16 protein-coding genes are annotated in these 16,309 nt (G+C 64.2%); 8 read left to right on the top strand and 8 right to left on the bottom strand.

The features are described from left to right. Positions 1 to 19: 19 nt before the first annotated feature. Entirely contained in the window at positions 20 to 1,276 is a 1,257-nt protein-coding gene (gene tyrS / locus VWZ87_RS08025; RefSeq protein ID WP_416536300.1) for a tyrosine--tRNA ligase, read from the bottom strand. A 153-nt stretch (positions 1,277 to 1,429) separates the two neighbouring features. Between tyrS and VWZ87_RS08020 the strand changes: the two genes are divergently transcribed. Continuing rightward, positions 1,430 to 2,590 (top strand): anhydro-N-acetylmuramic acid kinase, encoded by a 1,161-nt coding sequence (locus tag VWZ87_RS08020; protein WP_340545200.1) that lies wholly within the window; start codon positions 1,430 to 1,432, stop codon positions 2,588 to 2,590. A 59-nt stretch (positions 2,591 to 2,649) separates the two neighbouring features. On the opposite strand, the gene VWZ87_RS08015 is transcribed toward VWZ87_RS08020, so the two are convergent. Next, entirely contained in the window at positions 2,650 to 3,081 is a 432-nt protein-coding gene (locus tag VWZ87_RS08015; RefSeq protein ID WP_416536299.1) for a cupin domain-containing protein, read from the bottom strand. Positions 3,082 to 3,143: 62 nt separating this feature from the next. On the opposite strand from VWZ87_RS08015, the gene VWZ87_RS08010 reads away from it, so the two are divergent. Then, positions 3,144 to 4,583, top strand: a complete 1,440-nt coding sequence (locus VWZ87_RS08010) for a protein adenylyltransferase SelO (RefSeq protein WP_416536298.1) — start codon at positions 3,144 to 3,146, stop codon at positions 4,581 to 4,583. Positions 4,584 to 4,585: 2 nt separating this feature from the next. On the opposite strand, the gene VWZ87_RS08005 is transcribed toward VWZ87_RS08010, so the two are convergent. Further along, positions 4,586 to 5,497 carry a DMT family transporter gene (locus tag VWZ87_RS08005; protein WP_416536297.1) on the bottom strand — a complete coding sequence of 304 codons (912 nt, stop codon included), beginning with the start codon at positions 5,495 to 5,497 and terminating at the stop codon, positions 4,586 to 4,588. 170 nt (positions 5,498 to 5,667) lie between these two features. Between VWZ87_RS08005 and VWZ87_RS08000 the strand changes: the two genes are divergently transcribed. After that, the gene (locus VWZ87_RS08000; RefSeq protein ID WP_416536296.1) at positions 5,668 to 6,387 is read left to right on the top strand and encodes an endonuclease/exonuclease/phosphatase family protein; all 720 of its coding nucleotides are present in this window, start codon (positions 5,668 to 5,670) and stop codon (positions 6,385 to 6,387) included. 108 nt (positions 6,388 to 6,495) lie between these two features. Here VWZ87_RS08000 and VWZ87_RS07995 read toward each other — a convergent pair whose 3' ends face one another. Further along, a complete protein-coding gene (locus VWZ87_RS07995) occupies positions 6,496 to 7,824 on the bottom strand; it encodes a DEAD/DEAH box helicase (protein ID WP_340545205.1) in 1,329 nt (442 codons plus the stop codon). A 372-nt stretch (positions 7,825 to 8,196) separates the two neighbouring features. Between VWZ87_RS07995 and VWZ87_RS07990 the strand changes: the two genes are divergently transcribed. The 5 genes from VWZ87_RS07990 (at position 8,197) to VWZ87_RS07970 (ending at position 12,273) form a co-directional block, all read left to right on the top strand. Next, a complete protein-coding gene (locus VWZ87_RS07990) occupies positions 8,197 to 8,610 on the top strand; it encodes a Fur family transcriptional regulator (RefSeq protein WP_340545206.1) in 414 nt (137 codons plus the stop codon). Positions 8,611 to 8,919: 309 nt separating this feature from the next. Beyond that, positions 8,920 to 9,816 carry a DMT family transporter gene (locus tag VWZ87_RS07985; RefSeq protein WP_416536295.1) on the top strand — a complete coding sequence of 299 codons (897 nt, stop codon included), beginning with the start codon at positions 8,920 to 8,922 and terminating at the stop codon, positions 9,814 to 9,816. Between the two features lie 173 nt (positions 9,817 to 9,989). Next, positions 9,990 to 11,264: a phosphopyruvate hydratase gene (gene eno, locus VWZ87_RS07980; protein WP_416536294.1), complete on the top strand. Its 1,275-nt coding sequence runs from the start codon at positions 9,990 to 9,992 to the stop codon at positions 11,262 to 11,264. 65 nt (positions 11,265 to 11,329) lie between these two features. Then, positions 11,330 to 11,845 (top strand): hypothetical protein, encoded by a 516-nt coding sequence (locus VWZ87_RS07975; RefSeq protein WP_340545209.1) that lies wholly within the window; start codon positions 11,330 to 11,332, stop codon positions 11,843 to 11,845. A gap of 197 nt (positions 11,846 to 12,042) precedes the next feature. Further along, on the top strand, positions 12,043 to 12,273 hold the full coding sequence (locus VWZ87_RS07970; RefSeq protein ID WP_416536293.1) for a hypothetical protein: 231 nt from the start codon (positions 12,043 to 12,045) through the stop codon (positions 12,271 to 12,273). A gap of 214 nt (positions 12,274 to 12,487) precedes the next feature. On the opposite strand, the gene VWZ87_RS07965 is transcribed toward VWZ87_RS07970, so the two are convergent. The 4 genes from VWZ87_RS07965 to VWZ87_RS07950 all read right to left on the bottom strand — a co-directional run bounded on the left by VWZ87_RS07965 (position 12,488) and on the right by VWZ87_RS07950 (position 16,172). Next, on the bottom strand, positions 12,488 to 12,763 hold the full coding sequence (locus VWZ87_RS07965) for a glycine zipper 2TM domain-containing protein (RefSeq protein ID WP_340545211.1): 276 nt from the start codon (positions 12,761 to 12,763) through the stop codon (positions 12,488 to 12,490). Between the two features lie 628 nt (positions 12,764 to 13,391). After that, the gene (locus VWZ87_RS07960) at positions 13,392 to 13,841 is read right to left on the bottom strand and encodes a GNAT family N-acetyltransferase (protein WP_340545212.1); all 450 of its coding nucleotides are present in this window, start codon (positions 13,839 to 13,841) and stop codon (positions 13,392 to 13,394) included. After that, entirely contained in the window at positions 13,838 to 14,779 is a 942-nt protein-coding gene (locus VWZ87_RS07955) for a nucleoside hydrolase (RefSeq protein WP_416536292.1), read from the bottom strand. Before VWZ87_RS07955 ends, VWZ87_RS07960 begins: the two co-directional genes overlap by 4 nt. A 172-nt stretch (positions 14,780 to 14,951) precedes the next feature. Beyond that, positions 14,952 to 16,172 (bottom strand): DegT/DnrJ/EryC1/StrS family aminotransferase, encoded by a 1,221-nt coding sequence (locus VWZ87_RS07950; protein ID WP_416536291.1) that lies wholly within the window; start codon positions 16,170 to 16,172, stop codon positions 14,952 to 14,954. Between the last annotated feature and the right edge of the window lie 137 nt (positions 16,173 to 16,309).

Below are 16,309 nucleotides of genomic sequence, written 5' to 3'. Positions count from 1 at the left end.
CGGCTGCACCGCGGGGCGATTACCCCTCCAGCTGCACCAGCGCGTGGCGTTTTTTGCCCGCAGACAGTTTGATCGGCGAGGCCAGAGCGGCGGCGTCGATCATCAGCCCTGCATCGGTCAGCGGCGCGTCGTCGATCTTGGCGCCGTTCTCGGCGATCAGGCGCTTGGCGTCCTTGCCCGATTTGGCCAGCCCGGATTTCACGATCAGCTGCACGATGGAGATGCCATCGCCCAGATCTGCGGCAGTCAGGCTGAGCGTGGGCAGGTCGTCGCCAATGCCGCCTTTCTCGAACACTTCGCGGGCGGTGGCCTCGGCGGCGGCGGCGGCCTCGGCACCGTGCAGCAGGGTGGTCACCTCATTGGCAAGGATCACCTTGGCGGCGTTGATCTCCGACCCTTCCAGCGCACCCAGGCGGTTGCATTCGTCCACCGGCAGCTCGGTATAGAGCTTCAGGAAGCGGCCCACATCGGCGTCGGTGGTGTTGCGCCAGAACTGCCAGAACTCATAAGGCGAGAGCAGATCGCCATTGAGCCAGATCGCGCCATTCTGCGATTTGCCCATCTTCTTGCCGTCGGAGGTGGTCAAGAGCGGCGATGTGAGACCGTAGATTTCATGGTCCAGCACCCGGCGGGTGAGGTCGATGCCGTTGACGATATTGCCCCATTGATCGGAGCCACCCATCTGCAACACGCAGCCGTAGCGGCGGTTCAGCTCCAAAAAGTCATAGGCCTGCAAAATCATGTAGTTGAATTCGAGGAAGGACAGCGACTGTTCGCGGTCGAGACGCGATTTCACGCTCTCAAACGACAGCATCCGGTTCACCGAGAAATGGCGGCCGATATCGCGCAGGAAAGTGAGGTAGTTCAGATCATCCAGCCATTCGGCGTTGTTCAGCATCATGGCGGCGTTATCCGCGCCGCTGTCATAGTCGATATAGGCGGCAAACACCTTCTTGATGCCGGCGATATTGGAATCGATCTGCTCATCCGTCAGCAGCGGGCGTTCATCAGCGCGGAAGGAGGGATCGCCCACCTTGGTGGTGCCGCCGCCCATCAGGGTGATCGGTTTATGGCCGGTTTTCTGGAACCAGCGCAGCATCATGATCTGGATCAGCGAGCCCACATGCAGCGAGGTCGCGGTGGCGTCAAAGCCGATATAGGCGGATTGGCCGGGGGTCATCAGTGCCTCGTCCAGGCCCTGGTAATCGGTGCAGTCGGCCAGATAGCCACGTTCCATCATAACTGCGATGAAGTCCGATTTTGGGTGGTAGGTCATGATGTGCCTCGGCTTTCTAAATTGCGCGCTGCTGTATAAAACGCAAATTGCCGGGGGGAAAGCAGTGTGAACGGCTTTGCGCAAGAAATTCGCTGCTGTATCCTTGGCGCAAACCGGCGCGGCGCGCCCAATATCACAGCAGGCACCATCAGCATGACCAGATCCCCCTCCTCGGCCCGTTCTGTGGCGATCCCCAAGACCGGCGTTCTGCGCGCCCTTGGCACCATGAGCGGCACCTCGCTGGACGGGGTGGATGCGGCCATTGTCGAGACCGATGGCGTGGTGATCCACGGCTTTGGCGCCAGTGCCTATCGCGCCTATGAACCGGTGGAACGGGCACAGCTGGCGGCCGCACTGGGACAGTGGCAGGGGCCACAGGTGGACGCCGCCGCAGAGATCGTGACCCGCGCCCATGCGGCGCTGCTGGCGCAGGTTCTGGCCGAGGATGCAGCGGCGGGACCGGTTGATGTCATAGGGTTTCACGGTCAGACGCTGGCCCATGCGCCGCGCGTGCAGGGCACCCTGCAGGTGGGCGATGGGGCGGCGCTGGCGGCTGAGCTTGACACCCCGGTGGTCTGGGATTTTCGCAGCGACGATGTGCGGCTGGGCGGGGAGGGCGCGCCGCTGGCGCCGTTCTTTCATTTTGCCTGCGCCAAATACCTGAAGCGGGACAAACCCCTGTGTTTCCTGAACCTCGGCGGCGTGGGCAATCTGACCTATGTCGATCCGCGCTGTGACGCGGCTGAGGATCCCGGCGCGCTTTTGGCGTTTGACACCGGCCCTGCCAATGCGCCGATCAATGATCTGGTGCAGGCGCGCTGTGGTCAGATGATGGACGAAGGCGGCGCGATTGCCCGTGGCGGCGCGGTGGAGACCGGGGCGCTGGAGCTGTTTCTGGCGGAGCCCTATTTTGCCCGGATGCCGCCGAAATCGCTGGATCGCAATGATTTTTCCGAGATGATCACGCTGGTCTCCGAATTGAGCGACCGCGATGCGACGGCGACGCTGACTGGCATGTGCGCCGCTGCTGTCGCGCAGGGGATGGAGCATTGCCCGGAGCCGCCGGAGGTGGTGTTGGTCACTGGCGGCGGGCGCCACAACCCGGTGCTGATGGAGATGCTGCGGGTGTCGCTGGACTGCCCGGTTCAGCCGATCGAGACGGTGGGGCTGGATGGCGACATGCTGGAGGCGCAGGCCTTTGCGCATCTGGCGGTACGGGTTGCGCGCGGGCTGCCGACCTCCTGTCCCGGCACAACCGGTGTCAGCGCCTGCGTTGGTGGCGGTGTGGTGAGTGTGCCGGGGCGCGAGGACTGAGGTCTGGCGGCCGGGAAACTTGGAGGTTTCCCGACAAATCCCTTCGAAGAAATCTGGGGTCAGGCGCGCGGGATATCGAAGCCGGGGTCGGCGAGGGTGAAGCCCTCGAACCGGAACCCCGGTGAGACGGTGCAGCTGACCAGCGTATAGTCGCCGGTGGTGCGGGCGGCCTGCCAGTGGCCTTCGGGGACGATCAGCTGCGGTTCTCCGGTGGTCAGGTCCGGGGTCAGCAGGTGGTCGTGGGCGGGGCCGTCATCGCTGGCTGACAGCGACAGCACCAGCGGCGCGCCAGCGTGATAAAGCCAGATCTCGGTGGCATCGACACGGTGCCAGTGGCTGCTCTCACCCGCCTTCAGCAGGAAATAGATGCAGGTGCCGGTTGCGCGGTCGTCGTGGCTGGTTGTGGTATCGGCGATCCATGTCTGGCGGTAATAGCCGCCTTCGGGGTGGGGTTGGAGGTTCAGCCGGGCGATGATCTCATCGGCGGTCATGTCAGTGCTCCGTTTTGTCTGTTGGCTCTGGCAATTTGGCATTTGCCGCATATGTTTGGGCCATGACATTGCACATCCCCTTTGACAATACATATGCCGCGCTGCCGCCGCTGTTCTACAGCAAACAGGCTCCCGTGCCGGTGAAGGCGCCGGAGTCGATCGCCTATAATGGTGCACTTGGCGCGGAGCTGGGCATCCGGGCGGGTGACAGGTCCGAGCTGGCCGAGATTTTTGCGGGCAACCGTGTTCCCGATGGCGCCGATCCGCTGGCGCAGCTCTATGCGGGGCATCAGTTTGGCACCTACAATCCACAACTTGGCGATGGGCGCGCGATCCTGCTGGGCGAGGCTGTTGGTGTTGATGGCGAGCGCCGCGATATCCAGCTGAAGGGATCGGGGCGCACGCCCTATTCGCGGGGCGGTGACGGGCGGGCCTGGTTGGGGCCGGTCCTGCGCGAATATGTGGTGAGCGAGGCGATGCACGCGCTTGGTATTCCGACGACGCGCGCGCTGGCGGCGGTTGCGACCGGTGAGCTGGTCTGGCGCGAACAGGGCGGTTTGCCCGGCGCGGTGCTGACACGGGTGGCCGCGAGCCATCTGCGAGTCGGGAGCTTTCAGATCTTTGCCGCGCGGGGCGAGCAGGCGGCGCTGCGGCAGCTCACGGATTACGCCATCCAACGCCATTATCCTGAGGCCAAGGGGCCGATGGGGCTGCTGCGGGCGGTGCGCGATCGGCAGTCGGAGCTGATCGCGGCCTGGATGTCGGTGGGCTTTATCCACGGGGTGATGAATACCGATAACTCGTCCATTTCCGGCGAGACGATTGACTATGGTCCCTGCGCCTTTTTGGATGTCTATCACCCCAGCACGGTGTTCAGTTCGATCGACCGGATGGGGCGTTATGCCTATTCCAACCAGCCCGATATTGCGGTCTGGAATCTGGCGCAGCTGGCCACCGCGCTGATCCAGCAGGCGGAGGATCCGCAGGCGCTGGTTGAGGAGGCGACCGAGATCGTTCATGCGATGCCCGCCCGGACCGAGGCCGCCTGGCTGCGGCGCTTTGGCGCCAAGATCGGCATTGCCGAGGCAACGCCTGACGATATGGCGCTGATCACTGACCTGATGCAGCGCATGGCGGCGGGCCAGGCGGATTTCACCAATACCTTCCGGGCCTTGGGCGATGCTGTTGCGCCGGACTCCGGCAAGGTGCGCGATGAGTTTCTGGAGCCTGAGGCGTTTGACGGCTGGGCAATGGGCTGGCGCGCGCGTCTGGCGCAGGAGGCGGATCCGGCGGCGGTGATGGCGGCGGCGAACCCGGTCTATATCCCGCGCAACCACCGGATCGAGGCGATGATCAGTGCCGCCGTTGCGGGCGATTTTGCCCCGTTCGAGCGGCTCAATACCGTGCTGGCGGATCCCTATACCGTGCAGGCAGGGGCCGAGGATCTGCGTCGCCCGCCGGCTGCGAGCGAGGTGGTGAAGGCGACCTTCTGCGGCACCTGAACCTATTTGCGATTGATCAGCAGGATACCGACCGCGACCAGCACCAGTGCGGCCCAGACCTGCGGCAGGATCACCTCGTCCAGCAGCAGCCAGCCGAGAATGGCCGCGATCACCGGCGACAGGAAGCTGAAGGAGGCAACGGCATTGGCGCGGTAGAGGCTGATCAGCCAGAGCCACAGCAGATAGCCGAGGCTGGCGATGGCGATGGCCTGAAACAGCACGCCGGAGATATGCAGCGCCGTGGGGTCGCGCAGCAGCGGTCCAAACAGCGGCGAAATCGCCAGCAGCACCAGCGCCGATGTGGCCAGCTGATAGGTGAGCTGGCGGATCGGCGGCACATGGGCCAGTGGCGACAGCCGCGCGCAGAGGGCGATCCCGGCCCAGGCCAGCGTCGCCGCAAGCGCGAGAATATCGCCCAGCAGCGAGGCATCGCCGCTGCCCCGGTGCAGCACGGCCAGCACCACGCCGCCCATGGCCAGGATCAGTCCCAACATGCGCAGGCTGTTGAGCCGCTCGCCGGGCAGGAGCAGATGGCCGGCCAGGGCCAGCCAGACCGGCATCGAGTTGAAGATGATCGTGACCCGCGACACCGAGGAGAGATCAAGTGCGATATAGAGGCAGACAAATTCGGCCGTGAACAACAGCCCGGACACCAGCCCCCAGAAATGGACAGAGCGGCTCCAATGCGCCGACGTCTCGGCAGGGGCAGGAGTGCTGGCGCGCTTCAGCTGGCCGCGAAAGGCGAGCCATGTCAGCAGGACCGCCAGCCCGATGAGAGAGCGCAGGCCCGCCTGAAACACCGGGCCGAACCCGCCGTTGGAGACCTTGATCACCACCTGATTAAAGCCCATCAGCCCGCTGAAGCCGATCAGCATTGCGGCCCCGATGCCGTCCATTGCGCGTTTCTCACTCATGCCGCCAGAGGAGGTGGGCTTGGTCCGAGAGTCAAGCCGGGAAAACAGATGCTTAGGCCGCGATGGGTGTGACAGGGCGCGCTCTGGCCTGCGGTGCGGATTTCGGCCATGCTGTGGCCGTATCACGCACCGGATCGGTGACAAGGCGCGGTGGCAAAGAAGGCAGAGGAATGACGCAGGAACAGGGCACCCGGCCGGGACGGCTGCGGCTGGCAAGTTACAATATTCAGAAGTCGATGGGGCTGGATCTGCGTCGGCGTCCGCGTCGCACCTTGCAGGTGATTGAGGGCACCGGGGCGGATCTGGTGCTGTTGCAGGAGGCCGACAAGCGGCTGCCGCCACGACCCGCCGCGCTGCCGCATTTCATTCTGGATGAGGCAGGATGGCAGATTGTCGATCTGGGCGGGGCAGGGTCGCTGGGCTGGCATGGCAATGCGGTGATCTGGCGGGGCGACGGGATTGAGCTTCAGGATCACGGCCATATTCCGCTGCCGGGGCTGGAGCCGCGCGGGGCGGTCTGGGCGCTGTTCGAGACGGCGCTGGGACCGCTCAGGGTGGTGGGCGCGCATCTGGGGCTGACCACCAAGGCGCGCCATGAGCAGGTCCATCATCTGGCGGGGATCATCGCCAAGCGCCCGGATCTGCCGACGGTCTGGGCCGGAGATTTCAACGAATGGTCCCGCCAGCCGGTGCTGGATCATCTGGCTCCGAAACTGCGGTTTGTGCCGCCACGGCCCAGTTTTCCGTCGCTGCGCCCGATTGGCGCGCTGGACCGGATTGCGGTCAGCCGGGGGCTGGAGGTGGTGGACAGCGGCGTCTATCGCGCCCGTCCCGCGCATATCGCCTCGGATCACCTGCCGGTCTGGGCGGATCTGGTGGCGGCGCGGTAAGTCGATGACGAAAAAGAAAAAACCGGGGACGAGAAAGCCGGGGACGCAAAAGGCATCCCCGGCTTTGTCTGGTTTTCAGCCGTGCCCCCATAGGGGCATGGTGAGGGTTTACTGGGCGCGACGGCGCTGACCGCCGGGTTTGCCCTGAGCCGCGCCTGCGGCGGCACCGGATCCACCGCTGCGCGCACCGCTCTGGCCGCCACCGGCACCACCGCTGCGACGCCGGCGATGACCGCCGGGTTTGCCGCTGCCACCGGGTTTGCCGCCGCCACGACGGCCCGCCGGGGCCTTGGCATCGGGCAGAACCTCCCACGGACGGCCTGAGGCCACCGGGATATTGAGGTTCATGGTCTTCTGGATCGCCTTCAGCTCATCCATTTCATCCGGGGCGCAGAAGGCCACGGCCTGACCGTCCTTGCCTGCGCGTGCGGTCCGGCCAATCCGGTGCACATAGGCATCCGCCACATTGGGCAGCTCGTAGTTATAGACGTATTTCACATCCGGGATATCGAGACCACGGGCCGCCACATCGGTGGCCACGAGGATCTTGACCTCGCCGGATTTGAAGGAGGCAAGCGCGCGTTCACGCTGGCCCTGACTTTTGTTGCCGTGAATTGCTGCGGCCGAGAAACCGGCGGCCGACAGCGTTTTCATCAGCTTTTCCATGCCGTGTTTGGTGCGGCCAAAGACAAGTGTCCGCTCGTCCTTGTGTTTGGTCAGCAGCTCTTTCAGCAGCGAGAGCTTCTCTGCCTTGGCGATGAAATGCACCGATTGGGTGATCTTGTCGGCAGCCTTGCCGGGAGGGTTCACCTCGATCCGCACCGGGCTTTGCAGATAGGAATTGGCGATCTCGTTCATCTGCTTGGGCATGGTGGCCGAGAACAGCATGGTCTGGCGCTGTGCCGGCAGAAGAGCGGCGATCTTGCGCAGCGCGTGGATAAAGCCGAGGTCCAGCATCTGGTCGGCCTCATCCAGCACGAGGAAGTCGCAGGAGCCAAGATCCAGCGCGCCACGGTCAAGGATGTCCAGCAGACGGCCCGGGGTGGCGATCAGGATATCGGTGCCGCGCGACAGGCGGCTGATCTGCGGGTTGATGGAAACGCCGCCGACAACCAGACCGGTTTTCATCGGGGTGCCTTCGGTCAGGCCCTTGAGGTTGGCGGCGATCTGGTTGGCCAGCTCGCGGGTCGGCGCCAGCACCAGACCGCGCACGGTCTTGGCGGCGGGTTTGCGGCCGTATTGCATCATCTGGGCAATCAGCGGCACGCCGAAGGCGGCGGTTTTGCCGGTGCCGGTCTGCGCCAGACCCAGCACGTCCTTGCCGTTCAGCGCATGCGGGATGGCGCGGGCCTGAATCGGGGTCGGATCGGTATAGCCAAGTTCTGCAATGCGCTTCAGAAGCTGCTCGGGCAGCCCCATGGTTGAAAATTCTGTCACGTCTCGTCCTTTCACAGCCGCGCCAACAGGGCTCGGCCGGTGCCGCCACGGGGGCGGTCTGTCGTTGGGGCAGGGACCTCGGGCGGGGCTGGCATCATGCCAGACCGCTGGTCGCTGCGAGTGCCCCACGCGTGATATTGGGAACGGTGGCATATCCTTAGGGTCGGTGTTTGGCCTGCGCATTGATCTGGCGCGGCCCGACGTCCTCTGCTCACGCGGCAGGGAGGGATGCCTGACAGGGCAGATGGCCCCGCCAGCGGATAAAGTCAATGGGCAATTGTTGTATATTCTGCGCCACAGACTGTTAAAACCCGGTTTGCGGCGCGGGCGTCTTTGTATAAACAGGGACGCCATGCTGAATAAGGGATGACCATGAGCGAGACGATTATCGCACGCTGCGAAGCCATAGGTCTGCGGATGACAGGCCAGCGACGGGTGATTGCGCGCGTATTGCAAGAGAGCGACGATCACCCCGATGTCGAGGAACTCTATGCCCGTGCCAGCGCGCTGGACGGGGCGATTTCGCTGGCCACCGTCTATCGCACGGTGAAGCTGTTTGACGAAGCGGGCATTCTGGAGCGGCTTGAGTTCGGCGACGGGCGTGCCCGCTACGAGGATGCCGACCGCGAGCATCACGATCATCTGATCGACATGACCACCGGGGCGGTCATCGAATTCTGCGACCCGGAGATCGAGGCCTTGCAGGAGAAGATCGCCGAAAAACTGGGCTATGAGCTGCGCGGCCACAAGTTGGAACTATATGGCGTGCCGCGCAAGAAGAGCTGAGCCAGCGCGCGCCCGCTGACCACATGCCGATGCGCCCGCGGGGGCGTGTTTTCTTAGACAGGATAACGGGTCCGAATTTTCCTGGAGAATTCCGGGGCGCGCCGCAGCCCGGCGGTGGCCCAGTATCACGGCGCGTGATAGGAGCGGTCACATGAAGTCATGAAGCTGCGCCGCAAATATCGAGTCGTGTCGCAAATGGACAAGTGGGCGGTCGCTTCCGGCTATTTGTTGTGCGGATCAGTCGATGCAGCGACGGCGGGCACGGCCCCTCGGCAGAGCCATCGGACCCATTGGAATGGAACGATCAAGATGAACAATGTCTCGGGAATATTGCTGGTGATCCTCGCCATGGCGGGGTTTTCGCTGGAGGATATGTTCATCAAGCAGCTCGCCACCTCGGTGCCGGTGGGGCAGATCCTGATGATGCTGGGGCTGGGCAGTGGCACGATCTTTGTGATCTGGGCCAAGCTGCAGGGCCACCGGGTGCTGGCGCAACGCAACTGGCGCTGGCAACCGGTGCTGCGTGCCTCGACCGAGGCGCTGGCGGCGGTCAGCTTTGCCTCGGCGCTGGCGGTGGTGGATATCTCGACCGTGGCGGCGGTGTTTCAGGCGATGCCGCTTGCGGTTACTGTCGGGGCGGCGCTGTTTCTGGGCGAGGATGTCGGCTGGCGGCGCTGGACCGCGATCCTTGTCGGTTTTGCCGGGGTGCTGATGATCGTGCGGCCCGGTCTGGCCGGATTTGAGCCGGGGGTGCTGCTGGTGCTGATCTCGGTTGTGGCGGTTGCGGCGCGCGACCTGATGACGCGGGTGATGGATAGCGCGGTGCCCTCTGCCGTGGTCAGCTCGCAGGCCTTTGGCTCGGTGATCCCGGCGGGGCTGGTGATGCTGCTGATCCTGCCCGGAGAGCCGGTCGCCCTGGAAGGCAGCCAATGGGGCATGTTGCTGGGAGGCGTCATCTTTGGCGTGCTGGGGTACTACGGGATTGTCACCGCCACCCGGATCGGCGATGCCGCCGTGATCACGCCGTTTCGCTACTCCCGGCTGGTGTTTTCGACCCTGATCGGCGTGGTGATCTTTGCCGAGGCGCCGGATATGATGACGCTGGCGGGATCGGCGCTGATCATCGGCTCCGGGCTTTATACCTTTCTGCGGGAGCGGCGTCTGGCGCGGCGGGCGGCGCGGGCGCAGGCGGCGGTCCCTGTCTGAGCACATCGGGCTGGCGCCGGTGGCGATTGATTGCGCAAACAGCGAACTGTTAGCCCTAACCCCGTAAAATAAGTGACGTTAGCGATAACGCTCATGGTTTACTTTTGACCTGTGAATGCTATGACGCAGGCACCAATTGCCGCAATCACTTGCCAAGATCAGGGACCTGAATAATGAGCACCATTATCGATATCCACGCCCGTGAAATTCTCGACAGCCGGGGCAATCCGACCGTTGAAGTCGACGTCATGCTGGAAGACGGCACAATGGGCCGCGCGGCGGTGCCGTCGGGTGCGTCAACCGGGGCCTATGAGGCGGTGGAAAAGCGCGACGGCGACAAGTCCCGTTACCTTGGCAAAGGCGTGCTGGAAGCAGTTGCCGCCGTCAATGGCGAGATCGCCGAAGAGCTGGTCGGCTTTGACGCCTGCGAGCAGGTCGCCGTGGACATGGCGATGATCGAGCTGGATGGCACCGAGAACAAGGGCCGTCTGGGCGCCAATGCCATTCTGGGTGTCTCCATGGCGGTGGCCAAGGCTGCGGCGGATTTCACCACCCAGCCGCTGTATCGTTATATCGGTGGCACCTCGGCGCGGGTTCTGCCGGTTCCGATGATGAATATCATCAACGGCGGCGAACATGCCGACAACCCGATCGACATTCAGGAATTCATGATCATGCCGGTGGCTGCGGACAACATCCGCGACGCCGTGCGCATGGGTTCCGAGGTGTTCCACACCCTGAAGAAAGAGCTGTCGGCGGCGGGTCTGTCGACCGGGATCGGTGACGAGGGCGGTTTTGCCCCCAATATCGCCTCCACCCGCGAAGCGCTGGATTTTGTGCTGAAGTCGATTGAAAAGGCCGGTTACAAGCCGGGCGAGGAAATCTATCTGGCGCTCGATTGCGCGGCGACCGAATACTACAAGGATGGCAAATATGTGCTCTCCGGCGAAGGCAAAACCCTGTCGTCGGAAGAGAATGTGGCCTATCTGGCGGCACTGGTGAAGGATTATCCGATCATCTCCATCGAAGATGGCATGGGCGAGGATGACTGGGACGGCTGGAAAGCCCTGACCGACGAGCTGGGCGACAAGGTGCAGCTGGTCGGCGACGATCTGTTCGTGACCAACCCGGCCCGTCTGGCCGATGGGATTGCGCGCGGCTGCGCCAACTCCATGCTGGTGAAAGTGAACCAGATCGGCACCCTGACCGAGACCCTGAAGGCGGTCGATATGGCCCATCGTGCGCGCTACACCAATGTGATGTCGCACCGCTCCGGCGAGACCGAGGATGCCACCATCGCCGACCTCGCCGTGGCCACCAACTGCGGCCAGATCAAGACCGGTTCGCTGGCGCGCTCTGACCGGCTCGCGAAATACAACCAGCTGATCCGTATCGAGGAAATGCTGGGTGAAGTCGCCGAATACGCGGGTCGTTCGATCCTGAAGTAAGACCAGAGGCCGGGGCATGTTGCTCCGGCCTTTTTGTTCCTGTGTTCCGTTGTTGTGTGGTTATCATGCTCAAGAAGGTTGCCCATTTCCTGATCCGGCGGGCTGAACGCCGTATTGGCGTCTCGCTCGATTATGCCCATGCCATTGCCGATACGGACCTGGGGTTGCTGGCCCGCTACAACCGGGTGTTTGGTTTTCTGGATCCGAACCGTCAGCTGCCTGCCGCCGCCTATCATGCGGCGCGGCTGACCGGGGCGCTGAGCGCGGATTGCGGGTCATGTGTCGAGGCGGAGATCAACCTGGCGAAATCCGCCGGGCTGTCGCCCGAGCTGATCAGGTCGATCCTGACAGGCAGCGCGCTGGAACCTGAGCTGGAGGCGGTTGTGCGTCTGGCGGGCGCGGTGGCTGGCACGCGCAGTGACGATCCTGAGGCGCGGGAGGCCGTGCGCGCGGCCTATGGCGAGGCGGGGCTGATCGAGCTGAGTTTTGCGATGAACGGGGCGGCGATGCTGCCGGGGATCAAGCGCGCCATGGGCTATGCCACTGCCTGCGACCTGCAGCTGATGCGTCGGCTGTCCTGAGCGTCTGAGTGCCGGGCCTGGGTGTCGGGCCTGGGTGCCGGGGAGAGGACGGCCCCGGATCTGCGCCGATAACCTCTCAGATCGAAATCTGTGCGTATGGCGCACTTCTGTGGCCTGCTTCACAGACCTGTGATCGCGGCTGTGGCAGTCTTGGTCGCAGGCGCTACGGGGGTGGCGCTGGCCAGGAGGGGAAGATCATGGGAGCGACTGCACATCTGAAAGCCCGGGAGAGTGTTTATCCGAAGCCTGCGGTGAGGGTGGCCGGAACCGCAAGCTGGCTGCCGCTGGGGTTCATCATTGCGGTGGCCCTGCTGGCCGGTTGTGCGGGGCCCGGGCATTATCCGCTGACAGGGCATGACGCAAATGTGGCTGATCCGGTTCACAGCATGTCGATGACACAGGGCGCAATGGTGGCCGGGGGGCTCTGAGGCGCCCTGCCAAAGGGGGATCGACATTGTCAGCCCTGAGTTTGTCAGGGACTTGGCCCAGAGGGGGCGCGGCGTAATTTCAAGCCGTTGGCGACAGGGAAAGACCCTGAGAGCGGATCCGCTCTCAGGGTCTTTCTTTGACTGTTGGGTCGGATCCGCGATCCGTGATGCGTGATGCGAACGCTGCAGGTCTCGCCCGCGCTCTGCGCCGGAATTACGGGCAGGCCGCTGTGTAATAGGTGCCGTCACCGCGGGAATAGGCGCATTGGCGCGACTGGTTGTTCTGCGCCACAAGCGTACCGGCGGCGGCCCCGCCAAGGGCGGCAATCAGGCGCCAGTCGTCATCGGCCTTGAGCGCGTCGGCGGCAATCAGACCTGCTGCGGCACCACCGGCGACACCGGCCACTGTGCGCTGTTCGGGGGTCAGATCGGTGCAGGCGGAGAGCGCCAGCGTCGCGGCGCTGAGGCCGGCGAGGATATGGGATTTCATGAGATTTCCTTTCCTGTCATTGATGCGCTTGTGATGGCTGTGCAGGAGCGCTCCTGCATCTTTGTGGCTTGTCCCGGCGATACGCCGTCTCCGGCCCGCTTCGACTGGCGCCAACCGGAGCCGCCACACCCCAGGACGGCTCCGCTCAGCTGCTGGGGCCCACCCCTGAACCCCGGTTTGGTCGACCGCCAAAAGGCCGCCGCCGTCGTGCGGATCCATGGCCCCATGGTGTGATGAGGCGTGACGGATCCGGTGTTACGCGCGCTGGGGTTCGCCCGGCGCCCACCCCGATGGGTGGCTGTGCATCACGGCTTCTGCCGCTGTCTTCGTTGCGCCGCCTATCGGTTGGCGACGCGCTCCCACACGTTCCACGGTGTGTTCAATTGGTCTGTTCCATCGCGCTGGCGCTGGCCGGTGCCCCGCGCCGCTGGTTCAGAGAGAGAACCCCAGACGTGCAGATTGGTTCCCTGTGTCATGAAAAATAATTCACCGGGGCGCGAAACTGGCGCCAGACAGCGTGCCATCCGCGCACAGGCAATCGCTGTGCGGCGGCCTGCGCAACCGGGGCGGCGCGTCCGGGAACGCCCGGGCGCGTCCGCAAGCGGGCGGCATGCGCGGTGGTCCGGTGCTAGAGCTTGCGGCTCATCAACATGTGTGTGTCGCGCGGCTCGAACCGGGCTCGGGCATAGAGGCCGCGGGCAGGCGCATTGTTTCTGTCGACGTCCAGATGCAGCGCTTTGATGCCGGCTTCGGCCAGGGTGCGGGGCAGGGAAAACAGCACTTCGGTGGCAATGCCGCGCCCGCGCACGGGCGGGCGGATGAACAGCTCGTCGATAGAACCATCCATGCCGCCAAACTCCACCGACCAGCTGAAGGTGACAACGATGTAGCCCACCGGTGCGCGGGTCGGGCCGATCAGATAGACGGCGCCATAGGGCAGCCCGTTCAGCAGCGGCTCAATGGCGGCGCGGCGGTGCGGCTCATCTGAGGCGATGCCCATCTCGCCGTGAAAGGCCGCGACGAGATCCAGAACACGGGTCAGATCCTCGGGGCCTGCAAGGTGCAGCGCGGCGCTCATAGGGTGGCCAATCGGCTGGTGATCAGGTCAAAGAAACCATCGGCGTCCAGATCGCCAATGAACAGCGCATTGGCAGGCCGGTCGGTGACCCCCCACCAATCGGCCACGGTCATGCCAAGGGTCAGCTCGGAGGTGGTTTCGACCACCACGTTGATCTTGCGGCCCGAGAACAGCTCAGGCCGGATCAGATAGGCAATGACGCAGGGATCATGCAGCGGGCCGCCTTCGGAGCCGTATTTCTCGACATCAAAGCGTTCAAAGAAATCAAGCATATCGGCGGTGAAATCGCCCACTTTGGTGGCCAATGCACGGATCGCCTCGATCCGGGGGCGGGTGGCCAGCGCCTTGTGGGTGACATCCAGCGGCATCATGGTGACCGGCACGCCGGAGCTGAGCACGGCGGCGGCGGCCTCCGGGTCGACGTAGATGTTGAATTCCGCCGCCGGGGTGATGTTGCCGACCTCGAAATAGGCGCCGCCCATCAGCACGATCTCCTGTACGCGGGCGACGATGTCGGGGGCTTTCTGAAAAGCGGTGGCAATATTGGTCAGCGGCCCCAGCGGGCAGAGCGTAACGGTGCCAGGAGCTTCGCGGCGCAGGCTGTCGATGATGAAATCGACAGCATGTGTTGCAGCCAGCGGCATGATTGGATCCCAAAGGTCCGGCCCATCGAGTCCGGTCTTGCCATGCACATGTTCGGCGGTGATCAGCGGCCGGGCCAAGGGCGCGTCGCAACCGGCGTGCACGGCGACATCCGGGCGGCCTGCCACTTCGCAGACGCGGCGTGCATTGGTCTGGGTCAGCGCCAGCGGCACATTGCCCGCAACACAGGTTATGCCAAGCAGATCAATCTCTTCTGGGCTGGCCAATGCCAGCAGAATGGCGACAGCGTCATCCTGTCCGGGGTCGGTGTCGATAATGATCTTGCGCGCGCTCATGGGGCTGTCCTTCTGGTCGTTGCCAGACCCTCGCAAGGGTGGCGGGCAATGTCCAGCGGCGGCGCGGGCTGCGGTCGGGAATTCGCCGGTTTGCGGCCTAAGCCGCCGACAAAAAGGCGCGCCGCCTCAGCCTGCGCGCCCCGGTGTCCGATGAACCTCGCCGCCCGCAGGGTCAGGCGGCAGCGGCCCCCATGGTGTCGGCCATCGCAGACAGCAGCACAGTGGCGATCACATCGAGTTCGTCGCGGCTGAGGCGCACCGGCAGGCGCACATCGCAGGCCTGCATCAGCATGGCGCGGGTCTGCGGCAGCTCGGGGAGATCGCGCAGGAACTGCCAGTTCCAGAAAGCGCGGGCGTTGTCTTCGGAGAGGCCGAAGATCTGCACCTTGACGCCCCGCGCCTCGGCTGCGGCGGCAAAGCGGTTGATCTCCTCGCTGCTCATATCGACCAGGTTGAACTGGATCGAATCCGGCGCGCGCTGTTCCGGCGGCAATGGGGCAGGCACGTCGATATGCGGCGAGCGGTTGAGCTGATCTGCGACATAGTCGTGGTTCTTCAGCCCGTCGCGCACCCGGCGCGCCAGTTCGGGCAGCTGCGGGCGGATCACGGCGGCCGACAGGTTGCTCATCCGCAGGTTATAGAGCGGCAGCTGGTTCTGCCATTTGGCAAAGGCCTGCTCGAGCGCGCCGGTGTTGTCGCCGGGGGCGGATTTGTGTTTTTTCCAGTTGTGCTCATAGGCGCCGGACATGATCACGGCGCGGGCGACCAGATCGGCATCATCGGTGACCAGGATGCCGCCTTCGCCGGCGTTGATCATCTTGTAGGACTGGAACGAGAAGCAGCCGATGGCGCCCAGCGTGCCGATATTGCGGCCATGCCAGGTGGTGCCCAGCGAATGGGCGGCATCCTCAATCACCGGAATGTCGCGCGCGCTGCAGAGCGCCATGATCGCATCCATATCGGAGGTATGGCCGCGCATATGGCTGATGATCACAGCCTGCACATCCCCCAGCTTGGCCTCGAAATCGGCCATGTCGATCCGGTAGTTGGCCCCCACCTCGCAGAGGACCGGCACGCAATCGGCGTGGACAATCGACGAAGGCACGGCCGCAAAGGTGAAGCCGGGGATCAGCACGCGGGCATCGCGGGGCAGGTCCAGCGCCTTCAGCGACAGGAACAGCGCCGCAGAGCAGGAGGAGACCGCCAGCGCGTATTTGCTGCCAAGAAGCTGGGCAAATTCCTCTTCCAGCAGGGCAACCGGCGCGTCCTGCGGCGCGGTGTAGCGGAACAGATCGCCAGACTGCATCAGGGCGTCAATGGCGGCGCGGGCGGCCTCCGGGATCGGTTCTGCCTGATGGACGTTCGGGACTTGCGACGGGGATGTCTGGCTCATATTTCAAAATCCTGAATCTACCTTTCCAAAAACATAAATGCTTGGCGCAAAAATGCCAAGCCTCGCCCGCGGGATCGGCAGGTTTTGGCGGAAAATTTCACAGAACTGTTGCTTTGGCAGCGGGCGTGATCTGCGGG

Origin of the sequence: Phaeobacter sp. JH20_37, from assembly GCF_048056015.1 — a bacterium.
Taxonomy (GTDB): domain Bacteria; phylum Pseudomonadota; class Alphaproteobacteria; order Rhodobacterales; family Rhodobacteraceae; genus Phaeobacter; species Phaeobacter bryozoorum.
This window is presented reverse-complemented; position numbering and strand designations above follow the sequence as displayed.